The following is a 26,604-nucleotide window of genomic DNA, read 5'->3' on the forward strand; positions in this document are numbered from 1 at the left end:
CATTCTCATTGCTTTTCTTCCATCATTGATCGCAACCGGCAGTCTGGCGTTTAGCTGAATGATTTCATCTTTCTTCTTTTCTTAAAACAACTACACTTAATTAGAATAAGGTATCAATTTCATATAATTATTCGATATCTACGCGTCAGCACATGTGTCACATTTCTGTGACTACGAGTAAGTTTTACTTATGTTGCTCGGTAGTAGGGTATTTATCGATTGTTTAATGATTCAATACTTAGTTTAATCGCATAAAGGTGTGCAGTATGCCGCACTAAATTAATAAGAAATTATCTAAAAAGGTTAATGGGAAACGTAAGCCATTAGCGGAGGTCAGATGAGTACGCACACGGTACCGCAGAGCGCGATTGTAAATGCTGTCAAAGGTGAAGTTTTGGTTTTGGGCCTGGATGGAAACGTTAAGGTCATAAAAGCGGGGGATGAGTTAAGACCTGGCGAGATTATTATCACAGAAAATAATGCTTCTCTCGACGTACAGATAAATAATGAGCTTTATCTGGTCGATGCAAATTGTGTTGCTTGTCTTCCTGTGCCTTCTTCTGAACCGTTAGAACCAGTATTGGTACAATCTCCAGTTAATGGCTTGGTGACTTTTGACCCAACGGCTATTGGAAGTGCTGACTTCGACGCCAACGATATTGCCGCTATCCAGCAAGCTATTTTAGACGGAGCTGACCCTACCGCTATCTTAGAAGCAACAGCTGCTGGCGCAGGTGCTGAAGGCTCGGCTAATGCTGGCTACGTGACGGTTGAATATAATAACCCGGAAGTACTCGCGTCTACTTTTTTTGAAACGTCTGCGACTCGCAGCGGAGAAGATGATCGCGACGAAGATGACGGTTTGAATGTCACGATCTTTGCTGATGGTGGGCAGTCACTGCAATCTAGCGTAACAGAAGGCTCAATTTCTCTATCTAGCTACCCGCAAACCATTTCTTCTAGTGTGCTGGTTGAAGCAGGGGATCTCGCACTTGATACTGCTTCATTTGTGCCTGAAACGTCCTCATTAGAGTCTTTGTTAACCGAGTTAAACAGTGACATTACCTCTGGTGGTCAGCCAGTAGCGTTCGTTTACGACGAAGCGCAAAATGCCATTATCGGCACTCAAGGTGGTAACGAAGTGCTTCGTATCGAGATCGAAGCGACATCTTTAGGCCGTGATTTAGAGTTAGAGGTCGTTACCACGATTAGCCAGGGTATTGACCATGTGGCGTCCATCGCTGATGGCCAAGTATCTATCGTCGGTGATCAAATCAATATCGCTTTTGACATTACAGGCGCAGATATTGGTGGTAATAGCATTCAAGCGCCTATCGATTTTACGACAACCGTTATTGATGGCGATGATCCTGCGCCGCAGAACGTTACTTTTGAAAACGTTGAATCTTCTTCTACACCAATGACTGGCACTTTTGTTGATATTGGTAGTGATCAATTGGCAACGGTCACGTTTAATCAAGAAGGACTTAGTCAGTTCGATGGCCTACTGAGTGATAATCAGGCGACAGAAGCGGTACTCTCTGAAGACGGCAGTACTATCACCTTGTCCATTGCGGGCTCGAATGAAACCGTCTTAACCATCAGTTTGAATACTGATGGTACCTACCAATTTGAGCAATTTAAGCCGTTAGAACAAACAAACGGTGAAGATACGATTGAGCTCTCTTTGCCAACCACAATCGTCGATTTCGACCAAGATACGGCAAGCAACACCTTTACGATGACCATCCTCGATGGCGATAATCCAGTGATTGAGAACGTGACGGGCTTGTCTTTAGACGAGGCGGGGGTTGACCAAGGTTCACAGGAAGGCGCGGCAGTAACAAGTGGTACTGGGTCGATCACGACAGCGGTCGGAAGTGACATCATTGATCACTATGAGTTGGAACCTACAGAGTTCAATGTTGGTGGAGAACTCCAATCTCAAGGGCAGGTTGTTCAACTAGAACTAGCGTCCGAGAGTAACGGCGTACGTACTTACGAAGGCTTCATCGAGCTGGATGGTGTGCGTATTACCGTATTTGATGTGGCGATTGATGCACCTGCATTGGGCGAATACCAATTCAACTTGTATGAACAACTTGACCATACGGGTGCTAACGATGACTCGCTCACTTTCTCACTGCCAGTTTACGCGGTAGATGCGGATGGTGACCGCTCCTCGATTACCGACGGCTCGAACACACCAGAAGCAGCGCAAATTGTCATTCAAGTTCAAGATGACGTTCCTACGATTGATGGCGTTGAGGCTCTAGCCGTCGATGAAGACGATTTATCAAGCATAGGCTCCGATCAAAGCGACTCTGTGCTCGCGCAAGGCAACTTCACGACGACTCAGGGCTCAGACCGTGTCGTAAGTTATCAATTAGAGAGCGGCACTGATCCACTCAATGGGTTGGAATCACAGGGTCGATCTATCTCTCTGACGGAAACAACCAATTCAGATGGCAGCTTTACCTATTCTGCAACAGCTGAAGGGGATGCTATCTTCACCTTACAAGTGAACCCTGACGGTTCTTATTCATTTACCCTTGAAGGTCCAATCGATCATGCTGCGGGTAGTGATAGCTTAACTCTAGACTTCAATATTGTCGCAACGGACTTTGACGGTGACACCAGTTCACTTGTTCTACCGGTTACCATTGCTGATGATGTGCCAACCATTAACAACGTTGTTGCTCTTACCGTCGATGAGGATGACTTGAGTTCGGTAGGCTCTGACCAATCACAGCCAACGCTGGTTGAAGGTCAGTTCACGACGACTCAGGGTTCTGATGGCGTCGTACAGTATCAGTTGGATGTAAACGCTGATCCTTTAAAAGGCCTGCAATCTCAAGGTCAGACCGTCTCCATTGCCGAAACGCAAAATGCAGACGGCAGTTACACCTACAGCGCAACGGCAAATGGCAGCGCAGTTTTCACATTAATTTTGAATACCGACGGCTCGTACAGTTTTGAGCTGCAAGGTCCAATCGACCATGCGGCAAATAGCGACAGCTTAACCCTCGATTTTAATGTTATTGCTACTGATTTCGATGGTGACACAAGCCAAATCGTATTGCCTGTTACCATCGTGGATGATAAGCCGACCATTACCGACGTCGATGCGATTACCGTTGATGAAGATGACTTAGGCACGATTGGGTCAGATCAGACTGACCCGATTTCAATCGATGGCAACTTCACCACCACACAAGGCTCGGACCGAGTAGTGAGCTATCAGCTCGATGCTTCTGCAACACCAGTTGACGGCCTTACATCACAAGGCGTGGCAGTTACGCTGACTGAAACCGCAAACGGTGATGGCAGCTTTACTTACGAGGCGACAGCGGGTAGTGAAGCGGTCTTTACGCTGACGGTGAATACTGATGGTAGCTATAACTTCACGCTTGAAGGTCCAATCGACCACGCGGTAGATAGCGATGAGCTGACACTCAACTTCCCAATCATCGCAACAGACTTTGATGGCGACACCACAAATGCCATTATCCCAGTGACAATCGTGGACGATAAGCCTGTGATTACCGACGTCGACACCATTACGGTTGATGAAGATGATCTAGCGTCAATTGGCTCAGACCAAAGCAATCCAATTTCTATTGATGGCAACTTTACTACCACACAAGGCTCTGACCGAGTGGTGAGCTACCAACTCGATGCTTCAGCAACACCAGTGGACGGTTTAACATCGCAAGGCGTGGCAGTTACGCTGACTGAAACCGCAAACGGTGATGGCAGCTTTACTTACGAGGCGACAGCGGGTAGTGAAGCGGTCTTTACGCTGACGGTGAATACTGATGGTAGCTATAACTTCACGCTTGAAGGTCCAATCGACCACGCGGTAGATAGCGATGAGCTGACACTCAACTTCCCAATCATCGCAACAGACTTTGATGGCGACACCACAAATGCCATTATCCCAGTGACAATCGTGGACGATAAGCCTGTGATTACCGACGTCGACACCATTACGGTTGATGAAGATGATCTAGCGTCAATTGGCTCAGACCAAAGCAATCCAATTTCTATTGATGGCAACTTTACTACCACACAAGGCTCTGACCGAGTGGTGAGCTACCAACTCGATGCTTCAGCAACACCAGTGGACGGTTTAACATCGCAAGGCGTGGCTGTCACACTGATAGAAACCGCAAATGGTGATGGTAGTTTCACTTATGAAGCGACTGCGGGTGGCAACCCAGTATTTACTCTGACAGTAGATACTGATGGCTCTTACAACTTCACGCTAGAAGGGCCAATTGATCACGCGGTGGATAGTGATGAGCTGACACTCAACTTCCCAATTATCGCAACCGACTTCGATGGCGACACCGTTACTGAAACCATTCCAGTCACGATTGTTGATGATGTACCGACCATCACAGCGGTGGATGCGTTGAGTGTCGATGAAGATGACCTTAGCGGCGTGGGCTCAGACCAAACTGACGCTGTGTTCGTTGAAGGCGCGTTTACCACTATTCAAGGCTCTGACCGAGTGGTGAGCTATCAACTGGATTCAACGGCTGATCCTGTTGCGGGGCTAACGTCTCAAGGTGAGGCGATTACCTTGGTGGAAACCGCGAATGGCGACGGCAGCTTTACTTATGTTGCGACCGCAGATGGCAATCCTGTCTTCACGTTGAATGTAGCAGCAGATGGTACTTACGACTTTACGCTGCAAGGCCCGATTGACCATGCAGCTAACAGCGACAGCCTGACGATTGATTTCCCAATTATTGCCACCGATTTTGATGGTGATACGACTTCGGCGACCATTCCAGTCACCATTACGGATGATGCACCAATCATCGATAATGTTGTGCCTCTGGCTGTAGACGAAGATGATTTATCAGGCATTGGTTCAGACCAAAGCGACGCTGTGTTTGTTGAAGGCGCGTTTACGACCACCCAAGGTTCAGACCGTGTGGTGAGCTACCAACTTGATTCAACTTCTGATCCTGTCGCAGGTTTAACTTCTCAAGGTGAGCCTGTTACTTTGGTAGAGACGGCGAATGCCGATGGCAGCTTTACTTACGTGGCTACCGCGGATGGCAATCCGGTTTTCACCATGAACGTGAATGCAGACGGTACATACAGCTTCCGTCTAGAAGGTCCAATCGATCATGCGTTAAACAGCGATGAGCTAGTACTGAACTTCCCAATCATTGCAACAGACTTTGATGGCGATACGACGACCGCGACCATTCCAGTCACGATTACTGATGACGTTCCAACCATTAATAACGTTGTTCCACTGACAGTAGACGAAGATGATCTCGCAACAATTGGCTCAGACCAAAACGATGATGCGTTTATGTCGGGCTCTTTCAGCACAACTGAAGGCTCAGACAGCGTTGTTAAATACCAGCTTGATGCAACGGCAGATCCAGTATCAGGGTTAACCTCTCATGGTGAGCCTGTTGTGCTTGCAGAGACAGCAAATGGTGATGGCAGCTTTACTTACACTGCCACAGCAAATGGCAATGACGTATTTGAATTGGTGGTGAAGCCAGATGGCAGCTACACCTTTACTCTGCAGGGTCCACTAGACCATGCGGTGAATAGCGACAGCCTGCAAATCGACTTCCCGATTATCGCAACAGACTTTGATGGCGATACGTCGACAGAAACACTACCTGTCACCATCGTTGATGATAAACCAACCATCACTGACGTAGACGCAATCCATGTGGATGAAGATGACTTAGCGACGATTGGCTCTGACAGCTCAGATCCAATTTCAATCGATGGCAACTTCACTACAACGCAAGGTTCTGATGGGGTAGTGAGCTACCAATTAGATACTGCTGCAACACCAGTTGATGGTCTGACATCACAAGGTGTGGCCGTCACGCTGACGGAAACTGCAAACGGCGACGGTAGCTACACTTATGAAGCGACAGCAGGAACTGAAGCAGTATTTACGCTGACCGTTAATACGGATGGTTCATACAACTTCACGCTGCAAGGTCCAATCGACCATGCGACGGGTAGTGATGAGCTGACACTGAACTTCCCAATCATCGCGACGGACTTTGATGGTGATACCACCACAGAAACGATCCCAGTCACCATCGTGGATGATAAGCCAACCATTACTGATGTCGATGCGATTACCGTTGATGAAGATGATTTAGGCACGATTGGTTCGGATCAGACTGACCCGATTTCAATCGATGGCAACTTCACTACCACACAAGGCTCTGACCGAGTGGTGAGCTATCAGCTTGACGCGTCTGCAACACCAGTGGCTGGACTCACATCACAAGGTGCGGCCGTCACGCTGACTGAAACCGCAAACGGTGATGGAAGCTTCACTTACGAGGCGACAGCGGGTACTGAAGCGGTCTTTACGCTGACAGTGAATACTGATGGTAGCTATAACTTCACGCTTGAAGGTCCAATCGACCACGCAGTAGATAGTGATGAGTTGATACTGAACTTCCCAATCATCGCGACCGACTTTGATGGCGACACCACAAATGCCACTATCCCAGTGACGATCGTAGACGATAAGCCAGTTATTACTGACGTGGATTCCATTACGGTTGATGAAGATGATCTAGCGTCAATTGGCTCAGACCAAAGCAACCCGATTTCTATTGATGGTAACTTCACCACCACGCAAGGTTCAGACCGAGTGGTGAGCTACCAACTCGATGGCACATCAACACCAGTTGACGGTTTAACCTCGCAAGGTGTGGCTGTCACGCTAACAGAAACTGCAAATGGTGATGGCAGTTTTACCTACGAAGCAACAGCGGGCTCTGAAGCGGTCTTTACGCTGACAGTGAATACTGATGGCTCTTATAACTTCACGCTAGAAGGGCCAATTGATCACGCGGTTGATAGTGATGAGCTGACACTCAACTTCCCAATTATCGCAACCGACTTCGATGGCGACACCGTTACTGAAACCATTCCAGTCACGATTGTTGATGATGTACCGACCATCACAGCGGTGGATGCGTTGAGTGTCGATGAAGATGACCTTAGCGGCGTGGGCTCAGACCAAACTGACGCTGTGTTCGTTGAAGGCGCGTTTACTACCACACAAGGCTCTGACCGAGTGGTGAGCTATCAACTGGATTCAACCGCTGATCCTGTTGCGGGTCTGACATCTCAAGGTGAGGCGATTACCTTGGTGGAAACCGCGAATGGCGACGGCAGCTTTACCTATGTGGCGACCGCTGACGGTAATCCTGTCTTCACGTTGAATGTCGCAACAGATGGTACGTACGACTTTACGCTGCAAGGCCCGATTGACCATGCCGCTAACAGCGACAGCCTGACGATTGATTTCCCAATTATTGCCACCGATTTTGATGGTGATACGACCACGGCAACCATTCCAGTCACCATTACGGATGATGCGCCAATCATCGATAATGTTGTGCCTCTGGCTGTAGACGAAGATGATTTATCAGGTATTGGCTCAGACCAAAGTGACGCTGTGTTTGTTGAAGGCGCGTTCACCACTACCCAAGGTTCAGACCGTGTAGTGAGCTACCAACTTGATTCAACGGCTGATCCTGTCGCAGGTTTAACTTCTCACGGTGAGCCTGTTACTTTGGTAGAGAATGCGAATGCTGATGGCAGCTTCACTTACGTGGCTACCGCGGATGGCAATCCGGTCTTCACCATGAATGTTAATGCTGATGGCACATACAATTTCCGTCTGGAAGGGCCGGTCGATCACGCGTTAAACAGCGATGAATTGGTTCTGAACTTCCCAATCATTGCAACAGACTTTGATGGCGATACGACAACCGCGACTATTCCAGTCACGATTACTGATGACGTTCCAACCATCGATAACGTTGTCCCACTAACAGTAGACGAAGATGACCTTGCCTCAATTGGCTCAGACCAAAACGATGATGCGTTTATGTCGGGCTCTTTCACCACAACTGAAGGCTCGGACAGTGTTGTTAAATACCAGCTTGATGCAACCGCAGATCCAGTAGCAGGGTTGACCTCTCATGGTGAGCCTGTCGTGCTTACTGAGACAACAAATGGTGATGGCAGCTTTACTTACACTGCCACAGCAGATGGCAATGCCGTATTTGAATTGGTTGTGAAGCCAGATGGCAGCTACACCTTTACTCTGCAAGGCCCACTAGACCATGCGGTGAATAGTGACAGTCTACAAATCGACTTCCCGATTATCGCAACAGATTTTGATGGCGACACGTCGACGGAAACACTACCTGTCACCATCGTTGATGATAAACCAACCATCACTGATGTAGACGCAATCCGTGTGGATGAAGATGACCTAGCGACGATTGGCTCTGATGGCTCAGATCCAATTTCAATCGATGGCAACTTCACTACAACGCAAGGCTCTGATGGGGTAGTGAGCTACCAATTAGATACTGCTGCAACACCAGTTGATGGTCTGACATCACAAGGTGTGGCCGTCACGCTGACGGAAACTGCAAACGGCGACGGTAGCTACACTTATGAAGCGACAGCAGGAACTGAAGCAGTATTTACGCTGACCGTTAATACGGATGGTTCATACAACTTCACGCTGCAAGGTCCAATCGACCATGCGACGGGTAGTGATGAGCTGACACTGAACTTCCCAATCATCGCGACGGACTTTGATGGTGATACCACCACAGAAACGATCCCAGTCACCATCGTGGATGATAAGCCAACCATTACCGATGTCGATGCAATTACCGTTGACGAAGATGACTTAGGCACGATTGGTTCGGATCAGACTGGCCCGATTTCAATCGATGGCAACTTCACCACCACACAAGGCTCTGACCGAGTAGTGAGCTATCTGCTTGATGCTTCAGCAACACCAGTGGCTGGACTCACATCACAAGGCGTGGCAGTCACATTGGCTGAAACCGCAAATGGCGACGGCAGCTTTACCTATCAAGCAACAGCAGGCACCGAGTCGGTCTTTACACTGACAGTGAACACTGATGGCTCTTATAACTTCACGCTTGAAGGCCCAATCGATCATGCTGTTGATAGTGATGAGTTAACGCTCAACTTCCCAATCATCGCAACAGACTTTGATGGCGATACCTCTGCTGAGACAATTCCTGTCAAGATCGTTGATGACAAGCCGACACTTGGTGGAATCGAAGCAACAAGTGTGCAAACGGTTGATGAGGACGATATCCCAACAATCGGATCTGATGGTACACAGTCGAACAGCATTGCCGGTAACTTCATCGCGACTGATGGTTCTGATGGCATTGTCGAGTACAGCGTTTCTGACCTAACGACGCCAGTACAAGGCCTGACCTCTGGTGGTCAATCTCTGGTTATGGTTGAAGTATCAAACGCAGGTGGCGTTTCAGTTTACGAAGCTCGTATTGATGGCACGACGACACCAGTATTCCGTGTAACCCTCGATGCCTCTGATGACAGCTACACGTTCGATTTGCTCGCTCGTCTCGATCATCCAAATGCTGATGGCCAGAATGAACTGATCATAAATTTACCGATAAACGCGACTGACTTTGATGGAGACGTGTCGAACAACATCACCTTACCAATTACGGTTGTGGATGATGTTCCGACCATTGATGGTTTGCTAGCAGGCAGCGAACAAACCGTTGATGAAGATGACCTACCAGCAGGTACGGATGCTGCAAGTGCAGAAGATACTGTTATTTCAGGTACTTTTGATATCACCGAAGGTGCTGACCAAGTTGCTTCTATTCAGCTGAGTGACCTGACCACGCCAGTTGCGTCACTGACTTCAGATGGTGACGCTATCACCTTAGTTCTGTCTTCTAGCGCAAACGGCGTGAACGTATACCAAGGTGTCGCTGGCAATCCTGCTGAAGTGGTTTTCGAACTGACGTTGGATGCAACGAACAACACCTACGAGTTCGATTTACAGAAGCCGCTTGATCATCCAGATGGTAATCAGCAAAACGAGATTGTTATTAACCTCCCTGTGACGGCGACAGATAATGATGGTGATACTTCACCAGCCTTCACATTGCCAATTACCGTTGTGGACGATGTTCCAGTTGTTACCAATATTGAAAGTCTACGTGTCGACGAAGATGACTTACCTCTTGGTTCTGATGGCACTAAAGAGCCGTTAACGGTATCAGGTGAATTCGAAGTCACTAGCGCAGATGGTATTGATGCTTTCGAATTGGATCTGAGCTCAAATCCTATTCCGAACCTGAAATCGGGTGGAGAAGAGGTAACACTTTCTCAAGACGTTGGCGCTTCAACTGCTGACGCGCTTGTTTACGTGGGACAAACTCCGGGTGGAGTGACGGTCTTCACGTTGACACTTCATCAAGATGGTAAATACGACTTTGAGTTATCTGGTCAGTTAGATCACGCGGTTAACTCTGATGAGATTTTGTTGAATCTACCTGTGAAGATTACAGATGGCGACAACGATACCATCACTGCGACCTTGCCAGTTACGATCGTAGATGACAAACCAACCATTGATGCTATTAGCTCTGGTAGTACCTTGTCTGTGGATGAGGATGATATTCCAAGCCAAGGTTCGGACGACACGCCAGAATCCAATATCATTGGTGGCAACTTTGAAGTTACTGATGGTGCCGACTCTATCGTTAGCTTCCAGTTGGATAGCTTAACGTCGCCTGTTTCTGGACTTACCTCAGGTGGTCAACCGCTTGAGTTGGTTGAGTTTTCAAATTCAAATGGTGTGATTGAGTACCGGGCTTACGTACAAGGTACGACGGATACCGTCTTTAAACTGACGCTAAATGGCTCAGCTGACAGTTATGAGTTTGAACTATTAGGTGCACTTGATCATCCTGCGGGTAACGATGAAAACTCGTTAGTCATCAACTTCCCAGTCAACGCGACTGATTTTGATGGCGATGTGTCCAATAACATCACCTTGCCGATCACCGTGGTGGACGATGTTCCAGCTATTGTGAAAGTGACAGACTCTAGCCAACAAACCGTTGATGAAGATGATCTTTCCGGTGGCTCTGACACGACAAGTAATGATTCTACGGTATTGAACGGCGGATTTGAGGTCGTTGCTGGTGCAGACAAGATTGTCAGCTACCAAGTTTCAGACCTCGATGCAGTCGTGTCTGGTTTAACGTCGAACGGCAGCAGCATCGAGTTGAATCTAGTAGGCACGAATGGTGGAGTAACCAGTTACGAAGCGGTTATTACTGGCACATCAACTAAGATCTTCACGCTGTCTCTTGATGCGAATAATGACAGCTACCAATTTGAGCTGTTGGGACCAATCGACCATGACGCTGTTCAAGGTGAAAACAACCTTGTCATTGATATTCCAATTACAGTAACAGACTTTGATGGTGACACGTCATCATCACTGAATCTTCCAATTACCGTAGTTGATGACATTCCCGAAATTAAATCAGCAGATGCTTTGGCGGTTGATGAGGATGACCTTGCCAACGGCTCTCAGGCAACCAACAAAGACAGCCTAGAAGCAACGGGCAATTTCGATACGGTGGAAGGGGCAGATACCGTTGTCTCTTATCAGCTGGATCTTACTTCTAACCCGATACCAGGAGTCACTTCAGGTGGTCTTGCGGTGACGTTAGTTCAAACCGCGGTAAGCAACAACAACTTTACTTATCAAGGTCAAACACCTGATGGTAACTCAGTGTTCACGCTAGTTTTGAACGCTGACGGCTCTTACAAGTTTACGCTTGAGGGTGCGCTAGATCACTCAACTCAAGGCGAAGATACACTCATACTTGATCTCCCAGTCTTTGCGACCGATGTCGATGGTGATATGGCAGGTATTAACTTACCAGTGACGATTACCGATGATGTTCCAACCTTGCACGATGCATCTATTTCGCGTGTTGAGGGACAAGGCAGTCGCACGGTTCGTTTATTCCGAGACCCTGTAGAGGGGGATGATGACCTTGGTGCTGACGGCGCACAAGTGACTTCATTCTCGGCTGATGATTCAGGCATTTACTTTAAGCAAAACGGTGTTGATTCTGATTCTGTCGATTTGAACGGCAGCGACCAAGTCGTATTTGTTCACAAGGTTCTTGACGGAGTGGATACTGAAATCGGTCGTTTGGTTGTTCGAACCGATGGCAGTGTGTCATTCCGTCCGAATGACGATCTTGACCATACCGAAACCGACTCGATTGATTTCACCATCAACGTTGTGGCAACCGATGGTGATGGCGATATCGCAGATGCCGATGTGGATATCTCGATAAGAGACCGCAATGCGCAAATTGACACGTCTACCGTTACTGCGTTCGAAGACCAAGGGCGTGATGGTGTCGTTGTGGGCGTTGACTCTGCAAATACTCAGGACAACTTGTCGACGCTGGATGTTAGCCCTGCGAAAGTCGACTTGGTTATCAATTTACATGATATCGACCGTAACGAGAGCTTAGGTGACATCACTATTCGAGATGCTGATACTCACAACGGTACGTTCTACTACCGAGACGGCAGTGGCAACTACATTGAATTAACATCTGTGGGCAATACGGTTGTTCTCGACGCATCAAATGTTGAGCAGTCATTCAATGGTGAGCTTGTCTCGCTAGATAACTTGTACTTCGTACCAGATCGTCATACATCAACCGATGCTTCTGGTATCGATCCTCGTATCCGCGTGGAAATTCTTAACAATGGTACGCCAGATCATACGATTAATGGTCGTTTAGACATTGAAGTTGCTGCCGTTGCAGATATTGCAACGTGGACGGCAAACAGTGAATTTAACTACTCGGTTGATGAAGATGGAAACAATGTCGCACTTAACATCACGGCTGAAACCCAAGACACTAGTAACCCTGAAGGCATTGTGTACGAGCTTGTCTTTACACAAGGAGAAGGTAACGCAGAGTTAGTCTATTCAGATGGTAGTGCGATACCAAAATCCAGTGGTGTTTATCTGGTGGATGCAAGCCGAATTGATGAAGTTCAAGTTGATCCGATAGATAACTTCTCGGGCGAAATCAGAATTGATGTCACCGCTATTACGACGGAAAACAACAATCCACTGCTTGGGAAAGATACCGCTCGCTCAGAAACCGAAACCATCATTATTGATGTAAACCCAGTTGCGGATAAAGGTAGTTTTACTGTAAACCGAATTAATGTGTTTGAGGATAATGCTCGAACTCAAAATACGGTAGACCCTGTCACTGATCACGACCCACTCCAATTAAGTGAAGTGATCACCATGAAACCATCAGCGGACTTAGATGGTTCTGAAGCGTTATTTGTGCGCATTTCTAACTTCTCAATTGATGGGGTTACTTTGGTGTGGTTGGACTCAGCAAACCCAAGTCAGATAGTAGAAGTGACCGACTCAGGCGGCAATGTACTCTATTACGAAGTGCCAGAGTCTGAATTAGCGAACGTCGAAGTTCTTCCTCCGTTGCACAGCAATGATGACTTTACTTTCAATGTCGAAGGCATTGTGAAAGACACAGCATCATTGTCTACCGGTACGACAGAAGATGTGTTGTCACTGGGCAGTAAGACTGTCATCGTTGGTGTAAAAGGTGTTGCTGACATACCAGACACGGTATTAATTGACGCGGGGAACGTTTGGAACCGATTCGTAGACGGAGATGTGGCCGGGATAGAGACGACTATTGAAGAGAATGGTGTTGTAAACCTCAACTTCTCGGTTGTATCAGGTGAAGTTGCCGATAGACCTCTGGATGATTCAGAAGCCATTACTGTTATCCTGTCCAACATCCCCGACGGTGTTCGTGTCGTAGATTCAGACGGTTCAAGCGTTGACCTCACCTTTGTTGGCTATGATGGTAACGGTCAACCGATTTACGAAGCAAACATCACTGGGCTGAATTTTAATTCCGGTATTCAAATTATTCCAGAAGCCTCTTCAACCGAAAACATTGCGATTACAGGGACGATCATTGTTACCGAAAATGATGGTCATAGTCGTGTGATTGAAAGAGAGGTAAGGATCAAGGTCGAACCCGTTATTGACGCTCAAGATAACTACGTTGTTCGATCGGAGGGAGATGAAGATACGCGCTTTGACATCGATTGGAAACCGACGCTCGTACAAAGCCCTGATACCGATGAATTCTTTAGTGATGTAACCATCTCTGGATTTCCTCCAGGCAGCACGGTCTATGTAGATGGTGTGGCACAAGCGCTTGTTTCTGGAACACTAACGCTTTCACCGCAAGCTGGTGAATCAGAGCAAGATTTTTCCGCTAAAATCTCTCAAAGTGGCTATGTTCAAGTCCAGTTGGAGCAGGATTCAAGTACTGACTTTGACTTGACCACGACCGTCACTGTGAAAGAGATTGACCATGAATATGTTGACGCTTCGAATCCCGGTGAAGGTATCGCTGAGAAAACCATCAATGGTACGGTGAATGTCCAAGTTAATCCAATCGTTGAGCCAGAGGATAATACGGGGGCAATAGATGACCAAACCCGTCTGCTTGTCACTGAAAGTGGTGGTGGTGCTACCGATATCGTGAAGTCAGATGATCAAGGTAACATTGACTTTACGATCAACACTTCTATGGGGGGCGAATCTGGCGCTCATATCATTAAATACCAAGAGTTTGATGCGTCTTCAGATGAAGTGGTGACTCAACTTGTTGTTCAATTTCACAATGTGGACCCTGAGATCCTCAACCAATTGGTTATCGTCGGTGCACTAAATGAAGGTGGAGGTCGTTGGACAGTAACCAATGAAGACAACTTCTCAATTAAAGCGCCGTCTGGACTTGATTTAACACCAAACGATGACAGTGACGATGGCGATAACGGTGGTCTCTCTCAAATTGGCTTAACCATTTACGCAGAAGTAAATGATTTGGGCGAAGATTTGGGCAACGAAAAAGATGCGACGGTCGTGCGTCAAACGGATGTGACACTAGAGTTTCCAACCGTCCTCACACCGAAAATGAGTGTAGCGGCAGAGATTCAGGTGGCTGATGATGTCCAAATTCAAGCGTTGGAAGACAATTCTATTAACCTTGGTGCTCAGTTGACGTCGAAAGTCGATGCGATTAATGCAGATGGTGTGGAAGATGTCTTAACTATTATCGTCGACCCGACAGCTCCTGGCATTCCTCCTGGTTTGGTGATCACGGGGACGGATGTTGATTTTGTCAATGGTAAATACGTGTTCCAAGCCCATATCGATGCGAGTGGAAATATTACTGGCCTTGATGGCTTGACGATGCACTTGGCAGAAGATTACGCAGGTGATTTCGAATTACCAATTCGGTTTGTCACTAAAGACACTGAGTCCGGTGATGAAAAAGAAAATAATGTCCAGTTTCCAGTTCAGGTTTTACCGGTTGCAGACGTTCCGAGTTCAGCCGGGGATCAGCCGTTGGATAGCGATGTCACACCGAATGTAAAAGTAGATATCGTTGGTACTTTCGGCTTGGATGCAAACAAACAACCTGTAACTGATCTAAATAACGACGTTCCCACGGCGGATGGTGTTGGTTACGAAGATGGCTTAATCCAACTTAAATTGAGTGTTGATTTTGCCGATCAATTTAACAACACTCAAGGTGGTCGAGAAACACTAACGAACATCAAGTTAGAGCTTGATGACACAACATTAGGTGAGTTTGTTGATGCCAATGGTAACAGCTTAGGAACCAGTATTGAGTTTAATGAAGCTGAGATTTTAGCTGGTGCGCTTGACAATGTTCTGTTTAAGCCAAAAGAAAATTACCCCGTAGGTGGTGGCCAAAATACCGTCAAGATTAATATCGAGGGAGAAATTACTGATGAAGCTGTGTTTGATCAGTCTATCTTGAATAACTCTGGCGATAATATAGATGTGAGAACCTTCACTGACGATGTCACATTTGAAGTTACGCCAGTCGTTGATGACATTACCATTACAGGTGCCGATCCGACGCAGCCAATCACGGTGATTGGTGACGAAGATACTTTAATTTCGCTGAATCAATCGGGCTCTGGTGTTTCGATCAGCCTGAACGATAATGACGGTTCTGAGAGTTTCGTTTCACTCAAGTTAACGGGGCTTCCTGATGACTTTATCGTTAAATCCAATTCCTCTGATTATGTTGTTAAGAACAACGGTGGGGGCGAATGGAGTATTCAACTAAAAGATCTCACTCAGACGTCCATTGACCTGAGTGACATCCAAATTAAACCGCCAAAACACTTTAGTGGCGAGGCTGAGATAGGTATTACGGTCTTCATTCAAGAGGAGTTGCTACAAGTTCCAACGGAACGAAACAACAACTTTACGCTTATTGTCAATCCTATTGGTGATGATGTTGATGTGAATCCCGATACTTCGGCTGCAGGTAATGAGGGCGAAGACATTGTTATTAATGTAAATGCGTTAGTGGTTGATAACAAAGAGTCCATCGGAGATGGTGCAAACTACCAGGAAAATGATCCAGAGACGCTGAGAGTTGAGGTCTCCAATGTCCCTGATGGGGCGAGTGTTTCATTACCTGATGGGACAGTGTTTACTGACCAAGGCGGCGGCATTTTTGTCTTAGAAATCAATGCTCAAGACTTGGATCAAGTGGTGTTTAATTCTGGGGATCGCAACGATAACTCATGGGATGGTTCGCTGCATTTCAAAGTGCAAGCCGTTGATACTGGGCTCGATGGCAGTCAAAGCTTGGGCTCCGCAGAGGAGTTTGATGTCACTGTTGATGTTGAAGCAGTGAACGATCGTCCAGAGTTCGTCAATACCGTGGATGTGGAAACACCAGAAGATACGCCAATGCTGCTTGATGGTTTCAGCATTACCGATATTGATGCCGTACTCGATGATCCGAATGCTGAATATGTACTCAATGTGAACGTCGACAGCGGTATCTTGGAGCTTAATCCAACGCTCATCGCTACTTACAACCTAACCGTGAGCGGTGATGGTACGGACTCCGTTGAACTGAAAGGTACAGTGGCCGATCTAAACAATGCCATTGCAGACGGTCTGATTGAGTTTAATCCAGACCTGAACTTCTTTGGTGACGTTCAGGTGGACGTGACAGTCGATGACCAAGGTAATGAAGGTATCGTAATTGGTGGGGTAGATGACACCCTAAATACCAACAGCAGCAGCTTCAATATTGAAGTGACAGCGGTGAATGATACCCCAGAAACTACGCCAGTGACGCTACCGGATATTGAAGAAGATAGTGGTGTGTTCTCCATCTCTGAAGCGGATCTTATTGCGAATGCGACAGACGTAGAGAACGATAACCTCACGGTCAGCAATGTTCAGTTAACGGATCCGAATTCGGGTAGCATTACTTTCAACAGTGGTACGGGAGAGTGGGAATTTACCCCAGCACCAGATTACAACGGTCCAGTTGAAATCACGTACACCATTACAGATGATGGCACGACAAGTGGTGCATCCGATCCTAAATCGGTTAACGGCAGCGCATCGTTCAACGTAACGGAAGTCAATGATGCTCCAACGACGTCTGAAGTGGTACTTTCTGATATCGCAGAAGACAGTACGGCGGTTGAAATTACCCAAGCTGATTTGTTAGCGAATGCTTCTGACATTGAAAACGACACCTTGATGGTGAGTAATGTCCAGTTGGTTGACCCAAGCAGCGGCACATTGGATTTCGACAACGTAACAGGTACATGGTCATTTACTCCTGCGCCTGGCTACAACGGCAAGGTCGATCTGACCTACGACATTACCGACAACGGTACAACGAACGGTGTTTCTGATCCTCAAACGGTGTCAGGAACGGCGACCTTCGAAGTCACTGAGGTGAACGATGCACCGGTAACATCAGAGGTAACGTTGAGTAGTACGGAAGAAGATGGTGGTTCGGTAACTATTACGGCTACTGAGTTGCTGAGCAACGCAAGTGATCCTGAGTCAGACAACTTGACCGTCGATAATGTTGCGTTAGTGGACCCAACTTCCGGCACGTTGACTCAAGTGAGTGCGACAGAGTGGACGTTTGAACCCGCAGCAGATTTCTTTGGTGACGTTAATTTCACTTATGAAATCACAGATGACGGAACCACTAACGGCGCTCCAGACCCAATTACAATCGCGGGCACAGCAGTGTTGAATGTTGAAGCGACCAATGACGCACCTGAAATCACTGCAGCGTCGGTAACGGATACGATCAATGAAGCTGATGGCCAGAAAGTAACGGGTATTAGTGTGAGTGACGTCGACTTTGCGGGCGCACAAGCAAATGAAAGCATGACCGTGACTCTTACAGTTACCGAGGGCGACCTTCGTGTCGAGCCGCCAGCAGGTAGTGGTGTGACTGTTGGGGCGGGGATGGCTGGTGAAATAACCCTAATGGGCACACCAGATAATATTAACTCCGTTCTTGGAGCAACAGACGCTTCTGAGGGTGTATTTGTGGATGCAGGAGATGTCAACGCAGCTTCAATCACTTTATCGGTGAAAGTCGAAGACAACGGCGTGTACTTCGAAAATGCATCGGGTACCGCATTGGAGGCGAATCAAGACTTCACTATCAATGTGACACCTGTAGCTGATGCACCTACATTGAGTATCAATCCTCAGTTTAATTACATTCGTCAAATTGCGGCTAGCCAAACCGCGAGCAGTCAAGGTTTAGCGATTGTCGGAATCATGGCGGCGCTTACTGATGTTGACGAGGTGCTGTCTTTGGAGCTAACGGGCGTACCAGCTAGTGCTGAGGTAACAAGTGGCGTTTCTCCATCAGGCATTAGCTTCGATGGTACCACTTGGACAGTACCAAGCGATGAAATTGATACGCTAGAAATTGTCGCAACAGATACTAACAGTGGTATTGATGTCGGTTCTTACGATATTTCGCTTACGGCGATATCAACGGAATCTAATGGCGATGAAGCGCAGTCTTCACCTGTCCAAATTAGTTTGGATGTGAGTAGTGATAGCGACGATATTGACCAGTCAACCGCAGTGGACGACAGCTATTTAGTCGGCGGAGACACAGGTACCAACTTGATTGGTGGAGACGGTGACGACGTTATTCTGGGTGGTGATGGTGATGACGTGCTTATCGGTGGCTTAGGCTCAGATATCTTAACGGGTGGAGACGGCAGCGATATCTTCAAGTGGACGGTAGATTCCGTTGATGAAGGGGCAGTGGATACCATTACTGACTTCACTGTTAACGAAGACAGTATCGATTTACGTGAAGTTATCTCTGATCTCAATAACTCAATGATCGACATGGATGATCTGCTTGGTCACATTTCGGCAGACTACGATGCATCGACGGAAAGTGTTTCTCTGAACATTACGACGGATGCAAATGTTCAACAGACTATTGTCGTGGAAAACTTAGGTACTTCAATCGACTTCAACGGTCTCAGCTCCAACGAGATTGTAGAGTCATTGCTGAACAACGGTGTTATTGATAACGGATAAACCTGTATACAACATAAGAATGGGCGGCTCTGATAAGCCGCCCATTTTTTTCGGGAAAGCTTGATTTTAAACAGGAGATATTTGAATCGAAATAGAAAGCAAGAACGAAGCAAAGGGGTTATCTTGTTACAACGTTATAGTGATAGTTGGAAATTAAAATAGCGATAATTTGACGTTAAATCGCCTAAACGTGGATGTCTAGCAAGCTGCCAATGATTTCATTGTTTTTCTCTATGACAGACGCGCCAACTCGGTTATAACCAGCGGCTTGAGCTAGGTTGATGAGAAATTCAACTTTTTGAGAGGGAAGGCTAGGTGTTGAGGCTGTTATTGCGACATCCGCAACCGCAGCTAAATCGATGTTGTGATCAGAAAGCTCTTCTTTTACCTTACTTACATTATTGCTAATGCCATGTGCAGCTTTCTCGGCCATTTGTTGTGACATCTGAACGATGTGGTATCCAGATTGAATTCCCGATACAGGCATATCACTACTCCCAACATTATGATAGTGAGAGCATAAGTGGAGTTTATAAAACGTTCAAGTGTTTTATATCAATGACTTGATTAGGCAAACAGTTTGGCAAGCATTTCTCTTTCTTCACCAGATAGAACCGGTTTTTGCGCTTTATTTAGTTTCACGCTGATCTCACCTTGTAATGACTTTAACTGACTTGCCGTTAAATCACTGAGCTTTTGTTTAAGTTCATTAAATTGTTGTGCGTTCATCTCAATACCTTCGTCGTGATTCGGTTTATCCGTCGTTGCCCGAAATTCTTCATCCTTTGGATACAACATATTTATTCAACCAAAATAGATTAGAATTTGATCGATTGCTTTTTGTCCGAATATTGTCAAGGTGTGTTAAGTGATACGTCAGATTTTTCCTAAGAAGGTACATAATTACCCACTTTGGGGTAGGTGGAAACGTAAAAATAAAAAGGGAAGCGATATAGCGCTTCCCTCTTACATATGGTTTGAATGTTACTAACTTACTCTGACGGCAAACTTGCTAGCAAGTGAATGAAGCTCTGGGAGCATGCGATAGATAAGATGGAGTTGTTGCAATACCATGCGGGCAGAGCTGTCGTCTTCATCGCGCCATTCATTTAAGCGTTGCTCGAGTCCAGCATCATCAATATTAGATAGGTCACACTCCTCACAATGCTGGTGAAGCTGTTTATGAAGTACATCCAGATGTTGATGAATACAACGGTGAGCATCTAAAACGAGTTTATGAATTGACTCATCTTCGATGCGAGTTCTGTGCGCGCCTAATGCAGAAATATAGTTCAACATTGCGTGATTTAACGTTAGGAAGCGAAAACTTTCATCAACAGCTGCGCGATATTTGCCAGGCTCCGCCAGCATCGTACTAATCGCAGAAGAGAGTGAGGCATCATTATTGTGGGCCTGGCGGCGAGCGATACGGTAACTCAAATTGTCTTTCTTGCCGATTCTATACTGACCAATGATCTGATCGAGATACTGCTTGTTTGCCTCTATCGCATCCGACATAACTTTGTGAAGCCTTCTCGACTGCCAGTCGGGCAAAATAACTAATACAGCTCCTACTGCAAGTACACACCCGATGAGGGTATCTGCTAGTCGAGGAAGGACAACTGCGTAACCTTCACCTAGTTGATTAAATAAGAAGAGGACGAGCAGTGTAATAAAACCAGTCGCGTACCCATAGTTGTTCATCCGGAAGGCGAAAAACATCACACCAGAGATAACGATAAATACTAACTGGCTTTCTTGAGAAGGGAAAAAAGTCAGCAATGGTACACCAATCAACAAACCAGCTAATGTACCTATTACTCGCGCCGTCAATTTTTGGCGAGTGGCACTGTAGTTCGGTTGGCATACGAATAAAGTGGTTAAGAGTATCCAGTAACCTCGGTCGATGTTGAATATTTGAATGATTCCATAGCCAATCGTTAAGGCAATTGACATACGTAATGCATGCCGAAACAGCATCGAATCTTTGTGTAAATTTGCTGATATACGCTGCCACATCGCTTTTAGCGTGTGTGGGTTGGTATCGGCGAGGGTATCTTCTTCTAGGCCTTCGACATCTGGGTTGTTAATGTTATTAAGTTGTTTTTCTACCGTCGCTAAGTTGTTGAATAAATATGTTAACTGCATCAGAAGACGTTTCCAGTGCCCTTGCTTTTGTTCTTCTAGATAAGCAAGAGAGTTCTGTACTTCAGCTAATGCCAGAATAGATTGATCGGTATGGGAGTATTCATTTCCTAGCTGAATGGCTAGTGCAATATCACGACACGCTTGGGCTTGAGACTCCAAAAGATATTTAAAACGAAACAGCACATCAGAACGTTCAAATTCGGTCGCTAAATCCTGATAGCGATAATGGCTAGAACTGACGCGTTCGTGAATGTCTTGAGCGATGAAATAAATATTTAAAAATCGGTCACTAGGCCCATCAATGTGACCCCGTTTCGATCGGTTAAGTAATGTGGTTTTACAAGCGTTTAGTGCCGTAACCGTGGCAGCATTGCATTTTGCAGCTTCAATCCGTAGCGGTTGTGGCGTCAAGTTGGTCACAGGGTGAAAAAGCTTGGCTTTCGCATCAAGATAATTCGCCATTTGGAAGAACACATTGGCTAAGCTTTGTTGCACCGGTTGAAGAGGCCAAAATATCTGCCAAATCATGGACATGAAGTAATACCAGGCGGCACCAGTTAAAAGCAGTAGTGGCTGAAACCAAATGTTGGTGCTTTCATGTGCGCCAAGCATAGTATAAATAGCGATCAGCAACGAACCAAAAGCAATACTCGCGTACTTAGGACCTATCGCCCCAAGAATGATGAAGCCGAAGGTTGAGATAAATAATCCCAACGCAAAAGCCCAAGGGGTATCGAACAAGATTTCAATTGAAAAAGCAGCAAGCGCAAAACAGAGAAAGGTGAGAATCAGAGCCTTGATGCGTCCAGTGAAACTGTCATCACTTTCAGCCAAAGCAGCAGCAATAACGCCTAATATTAATGGCGTTATCAGCGTGTTTTGCTCGAAGTACCAAGTTGGGATAACCACACCCAGTAAGGTAATGAGGATAAGAACGCTGTAATTTATCGTCTTGTTTGCCCAATATAGCCGAAATTTAGAAGTTGCTTGCACAGTGCGCCTTATGTTTCCGATGAAGAACAGGGGGAATACTACCAGACCCACTATAGCGCGTTTATGATTTACTTTAAGAAAAATTCGTGGTTGCTGATAAAATCAGCAGAGATGTCATTGACTTATATTAAAGCTGCCAGGTCATGTGTTGAGGATTGTAAAGCCAGCTTCAAATAACCTCAGCTTTAGGTTATTAAATCGACAGTAATGTGAATTTTATTAAAGAATAGAAGAAGAAGCTTACTTAGGTGCTCGCAGTTGCTACAATTTAGCGCCTTAAAATGATATAAATCGACAACTTCTAAACTAAAAGGCGCACGTTTCATGCAGCTTACTGCCACTAGCAAAGCACAGTTTTTTATTCAAAATGAGTACCATCAGGTCGAAATAAAAGAGAACAGTGTTTTATTAAGCTCGATAGGCAGTGAAGAACATATTCCTTTTACGATCTGGAATGGCAAAGTTAGCGTAAAGCGTGGGTTATTATGGAGCTCTTTACAGTTTTTTGCTCATGAACACGAAGGCAAACAACAAAGCTGGCTAGTCCAAGGTTTACCGTGGCCACAATGCCGAAAGTTCGCGCTTGAGGCCGTTCGTCAATATCAAGAGTGGCACAACACTCAGTGCCGAAAACTGGCTGAGTATCTACCTAAGTGGGAAGAAGAGCTTTACAAACTAAAGCACTTGCCTGCTTACTTATCGCATTCTCAAGTGGTCTCCTGGGTTGAAAGTCTTAACCAAGAGTTAAGCGAGATGAAAACCACCCTAGAAGAAGCCAAAATGCGAATGCCGAATCGTATGTCGCAAATAGAGCCTTGGCTCATTGATACCTCTGAGGCGCTTGGTGAGCGTAATCGCGATTGGCTAGAAGCAGAACGTCCAAATTGGGAAATGCTGTTTAATCAAATTGAATCCTCTCCTTTGAATTTATCCCAGCAATATGCGGTATTACTCAACGACGACCACAACTTAGTTCTTGCTGGGGCCGGCTCGGGCAAAACCAGCGTTTTAACCGCACGAGTTGCCTATTTGTTGCAAAGCCATCAAGCTCAAGCAGAAGAGCTTCTCATGTTAGCGTTCGGTCGTGATGCGGCGACTGAAATGAAAGAACGCTTAGTAGATAAAGTGGGCATGGCGGCAGACGGTGTGCGCGTAAACACATTCCATCAGTTGGGTTTGTATATTCTTAAACAAGTCGAAGAGCAACCTGTCGAAATTAGTCCTTTAGCGTTGGACGAAAATCAACGAACAGCATGGTGTGTAGACTGGTTGAAAAAACATTGGATGACACCCACCAACTTTAAACGTTGGCAAAAACATTTAGACAAATGGCCGATTGCGTACCTAAAAGGGGATGATGAGTTAGGAAGCCATTCAGAAAATCCAAAACTGATCGCTTGGCTAGATTCGCAGCTGTCTCATTTAGCGTCGGTAGGGTTGACCAAAAAGCAAGTACAAGAAAAGCTCGTAAACCACCAAGACTATACGCGTTTAAATAGTGAACTCGCCTTATGCTGGCCATGTTTTACAGCGTGGCAGAAAATGCTTAAAGAAAGCAACCAAGTGGATTTCCCAACCATGATCAGTCGTGCGACAGATTATGTGAATAAAGGGAAGTTTGTCTCGCCATGGCGCTTTATTATGGTCGATGAGTATCAAGATATCTCTCCAGATCGTCTGGCATTGATTGAAGCACTGTGTGAATCCACTCAGAAACAAGCAGGTGCCACGTTATTTGCTGTTGGCGACGATTGGCAAGCGATCTATCAGTTTGCAGGAGCGGATGTCGATCTTATCACTGGCTTTAAAGAACGCTTTGCTCACTCTACCGTTCATCACTTAGATACAACTTATCGTTTCAACAATCAGATTGGTGATGTAGCGAATACATTCGTGCAGCAAAACCCATCGCAGTTGCCGAAAACACTAAACAGCCACAAACAACGCAAGCAGAAGAGCGTACATACCGCGCCGAGCAATCAAGTGGAAAAGATCTTGGATCACTTGAATCAACAAGCCAAGCAAACCAAGTCAGTTTTATTGCTAGGACGTAACCATTATCATAAGCCCGATTTGTTCGACGATTGGTTGCGACGTTTCCCTAATCTCGATATTCGCTTTATGACTTGCCATGCGAGTAAAGGACGCGAAGCTGACTTTGTGATTATTCTTTCTGTGGATGAGGGGCAATTCCCCGCTAAGAAGAAGCAAATTCACATTGATGGTGCGTTGACGGAGTCCAAAGACAAATTCCCTTACGCAGAAGAGCGCAGGCTATTTTACGTGGCGATTACACGTGCGAAAGAGAAGGTTTGGATTACGCATACTGGTGCGGGATCTGCATTCGTTCAAGAGCTCGTTAATGGTGACTATCCCATCGTGACTTCTCGTTAAATGCAACGTTTAGAATGTTAAAAACAGTAAAGGCGATACTTGGTATCGCCTTTGCTTTATTTGGTTAGCATCAAAGCTTACATGCGCTCAGCAAGATAGGCTTCGTAATCCGGCACTTCGATGTCTACTTCTTGCTCAAGAAGAGGGGAGTTAAACAGGAACTTAGCGGTGGCTCGGTTCGTTGCTACAGGAATATTCCAAACACTAGCAATACGAAGAAGCGCTTTAACGTCTGGGTCGTGAGGTACGGCATTCAGTGGATCCCAAAAGAAAACGAGAACGTCGATTTTGCCTTCTGAAATAAGAGCGCCTAGTTGTTGATCACCGCCCATCGGACCACTGATCATGCTCTTGATCGCAAGTCCAGTTTCTTTACTTAGCATGTGTCCTGTCGTGCCAGTTGCGTAAAGGAAGTGACTCTGTAGCTTTTCTTTGTTTTCTTTTACCCAGCGAAGTAGCTCAGGTTTGCAGTTGTCGTGAGCAACCAAAGCCACATGTTTATGGGTTGGCATGGTACGAATGGTTTTTTGCATCAAGATGTTTCCGTTTGTATGATTTTAAAATTGTTGTGACTCAATAGAACACGTTTTTGGTCTTTCAATCAACAGCCTTAACACGGAATGTCGGCCTATATTCTGACGGAGATAACGATTCTTCGATCGTGTCGTCATGAAGCGTCTTCGGAGTCAGTGGTTTGATGGTTGGTGAGGCATGTTTGTCATACGTTTTACCTCTTAAGTAATGCGTTGCTTGCATCATGGAAAGCCGACCTTGCTGCACCATTTTATCTGTTGGTGCGAAGAGCACTTTGTTACGTAACAGGCCTCGATATACACCATGACTTAAGTACACAGAAACTAGACCGATCTCCTCAGCTTTGCCGGCACTGCGCAGCTCACTGATGGCCGCTTCAATCGCCACTGCACTGCCAACAATGTAATCTATATTTCCCATATCGATCACACGTTGAACTAGGTTACGTTGTAACTCCTTGTCGTTGTCTGCCCAAAATGAGTCAACAATGTTGATATCACTTCCTTGTATCGCTTCATAGAATCCGGCAGTAACGGGTTTCGTACCACCACGAGTTCGCGGCCCCAAAAGTAAGGCAATGTTGGTTTTTCCTGACCCCTTTGGATGGCGAGCTGCCAAATATTGACCCGCTTCGTATCCCATCCAATGCCAGTCAACACCGACAGTCCCTTTTAGCAACTCACTTTGTTCTTCATCCAAGTCGAGTTGGTTCACAGTAGCAAAAACGGGAGTATTCCCTACCCAATTTTTAAGTGAATGCTCGTAAGCCTGTGGGTCCACGGTCCCAAGGATAACTGCATCTGCTCCCCATTGGTTACACAGTGCGAGTTGTTGTTCTTGACGGGTTTTGTTTGGGTAGCCGCCCGCTTCAAGAACTCGTAGCTCGACACCTTCTCTTTTCGCTTCGGACACCATTCCATAGTTTACTGACAACCAGTATGAATCCTTTAGGTGAGGGTATATTGCACATATTTTCTCTGCGGCAACCGCTGGCAAAGAAGCAACGAGGGTTAAAGTGGCTGCAGAATGTTTGAAAAATGTGCGAAATGCGTGTTGATTTTTAACCATGAAATGAAGTTCGTTGGCATAGATTAAGTAAACACTGCAAAATATAACGTAATATGTCGCTGAACACGAACATTAAGGTC

The 26,604-nt window shown here is 46.1% G+C and carries 7 protein-coding genes; 2 read left to right on the forward strand and 5 right to left on the reverse strand.

Going from position 1 to position 26,604, the window contains the following annotated elements; genetic code table 11:
- The first annotated feature begins 337 nt into the window (after window positions 1–337).
- Window positions 338–19,387, forward strand: a complete 19,050-nt coding sequence (locus tag R8N46_RS06575; protein ID WP_318098297.1) for a retention module-containing protein — start codon at window positions 338–340, stop codon at window positions 19,385–19,387.
- A gap of 184 nt (window positions 19,388–19,571) precedes the next feature.
- Here the strand turns inward: R8N46_RS06575 and R8N46_RS06580 are convergent, their stop codons facing one another.
- The 3 genes from R8N46_RS06580 to yccS form a co-directional block, all read right to left on the reverse strand.
- Entirely contained in the window at window positions 19,572–19,874 is a 303-nt protein-coding gene (locus R8N46_RS06580; protein ID WP_062731017.1) for a hypothetical protein, read from the reverse strand.
- Window positions 19,875–19,954: 80 nt separating this feature from the next.
- Window positions 19,955–20,185: a hypothetical protein gene (locus R8N46_RS06585; RefSeq protein WP_005376575.1), complete on the reverse strand. Its 231-nt coding sequence runs from the start codon at window positions 20,183–20,185 to the stop codon at window positions 19,955–19,957.
- 189 nt (window positions 20,186–20,374) lie between these two features.
- Window positions 20,375–22,528 (reverse strand): YccS family putative transporter, encoded by a 2,154-nt coding sequence (gene yccS, locus R8N46_RS06590; protein WP_005376573.1) that lies wholly within the window; start codon window positions 22,526–22,528, stop codon window positions 20,375–20,377.
- Window positions 22,529–22,852: 324 nt separating this feature from the next.
- Here yccS and helD point away from each other — a divergent pair, with 324 nt between their 5' ends.
- A complete protein-coding gene (helD, locus tag R8N46_RS06595) occupies window positions 22,853–24,922 on the forward strand; it encodes a DNA helicase IV (RefSeq protein ID WP_115386600.1) in 2,070 nt (689 codons plus the stop codon).
- A 77-nt stretch (window positions 24,923–24,999) separates the two neighbouring features.
- Here the strand turns inward: helD and R8N46_RS06600 are convergent, their stop codons facing one another.
- Window positions 25,000–25,455: a methylglyoxal synthase gene (locus tag R8N46_RS06600; protein WP_005376571.1), complete on the reverse strand. Its 456-nt coding sequence runs from the start codon at window positions 25,453–25,455 to the stop codon at window positions 25,000–25,002.
- 64 nt (window positions 25,456–25,519) lie between these two features.
- On the reverse strand, window positions 25,520–26,569 hold the full coding sequence (gene torT, locus R8N46_RS06605) for a TMAO reductase system periplasmic protein TorT (protein ID WP_081051359.1): 1,050 nt from the start codon (window positions 26,567–26,569) through the stop codon (window positions 25,520–25,522).
- Window positions 26,570–26,604: the final 35 nt, after the last annotated feature.

The organism is Vibrio sp. 1874, assembly GCF_033344395.1.
Lineage (GTDB): Bacteria > Pseudomonadota > Gammaproteobacteria > Enterobacterales > Vibrionaceae > Vibrio > Vibrio alginolyticus.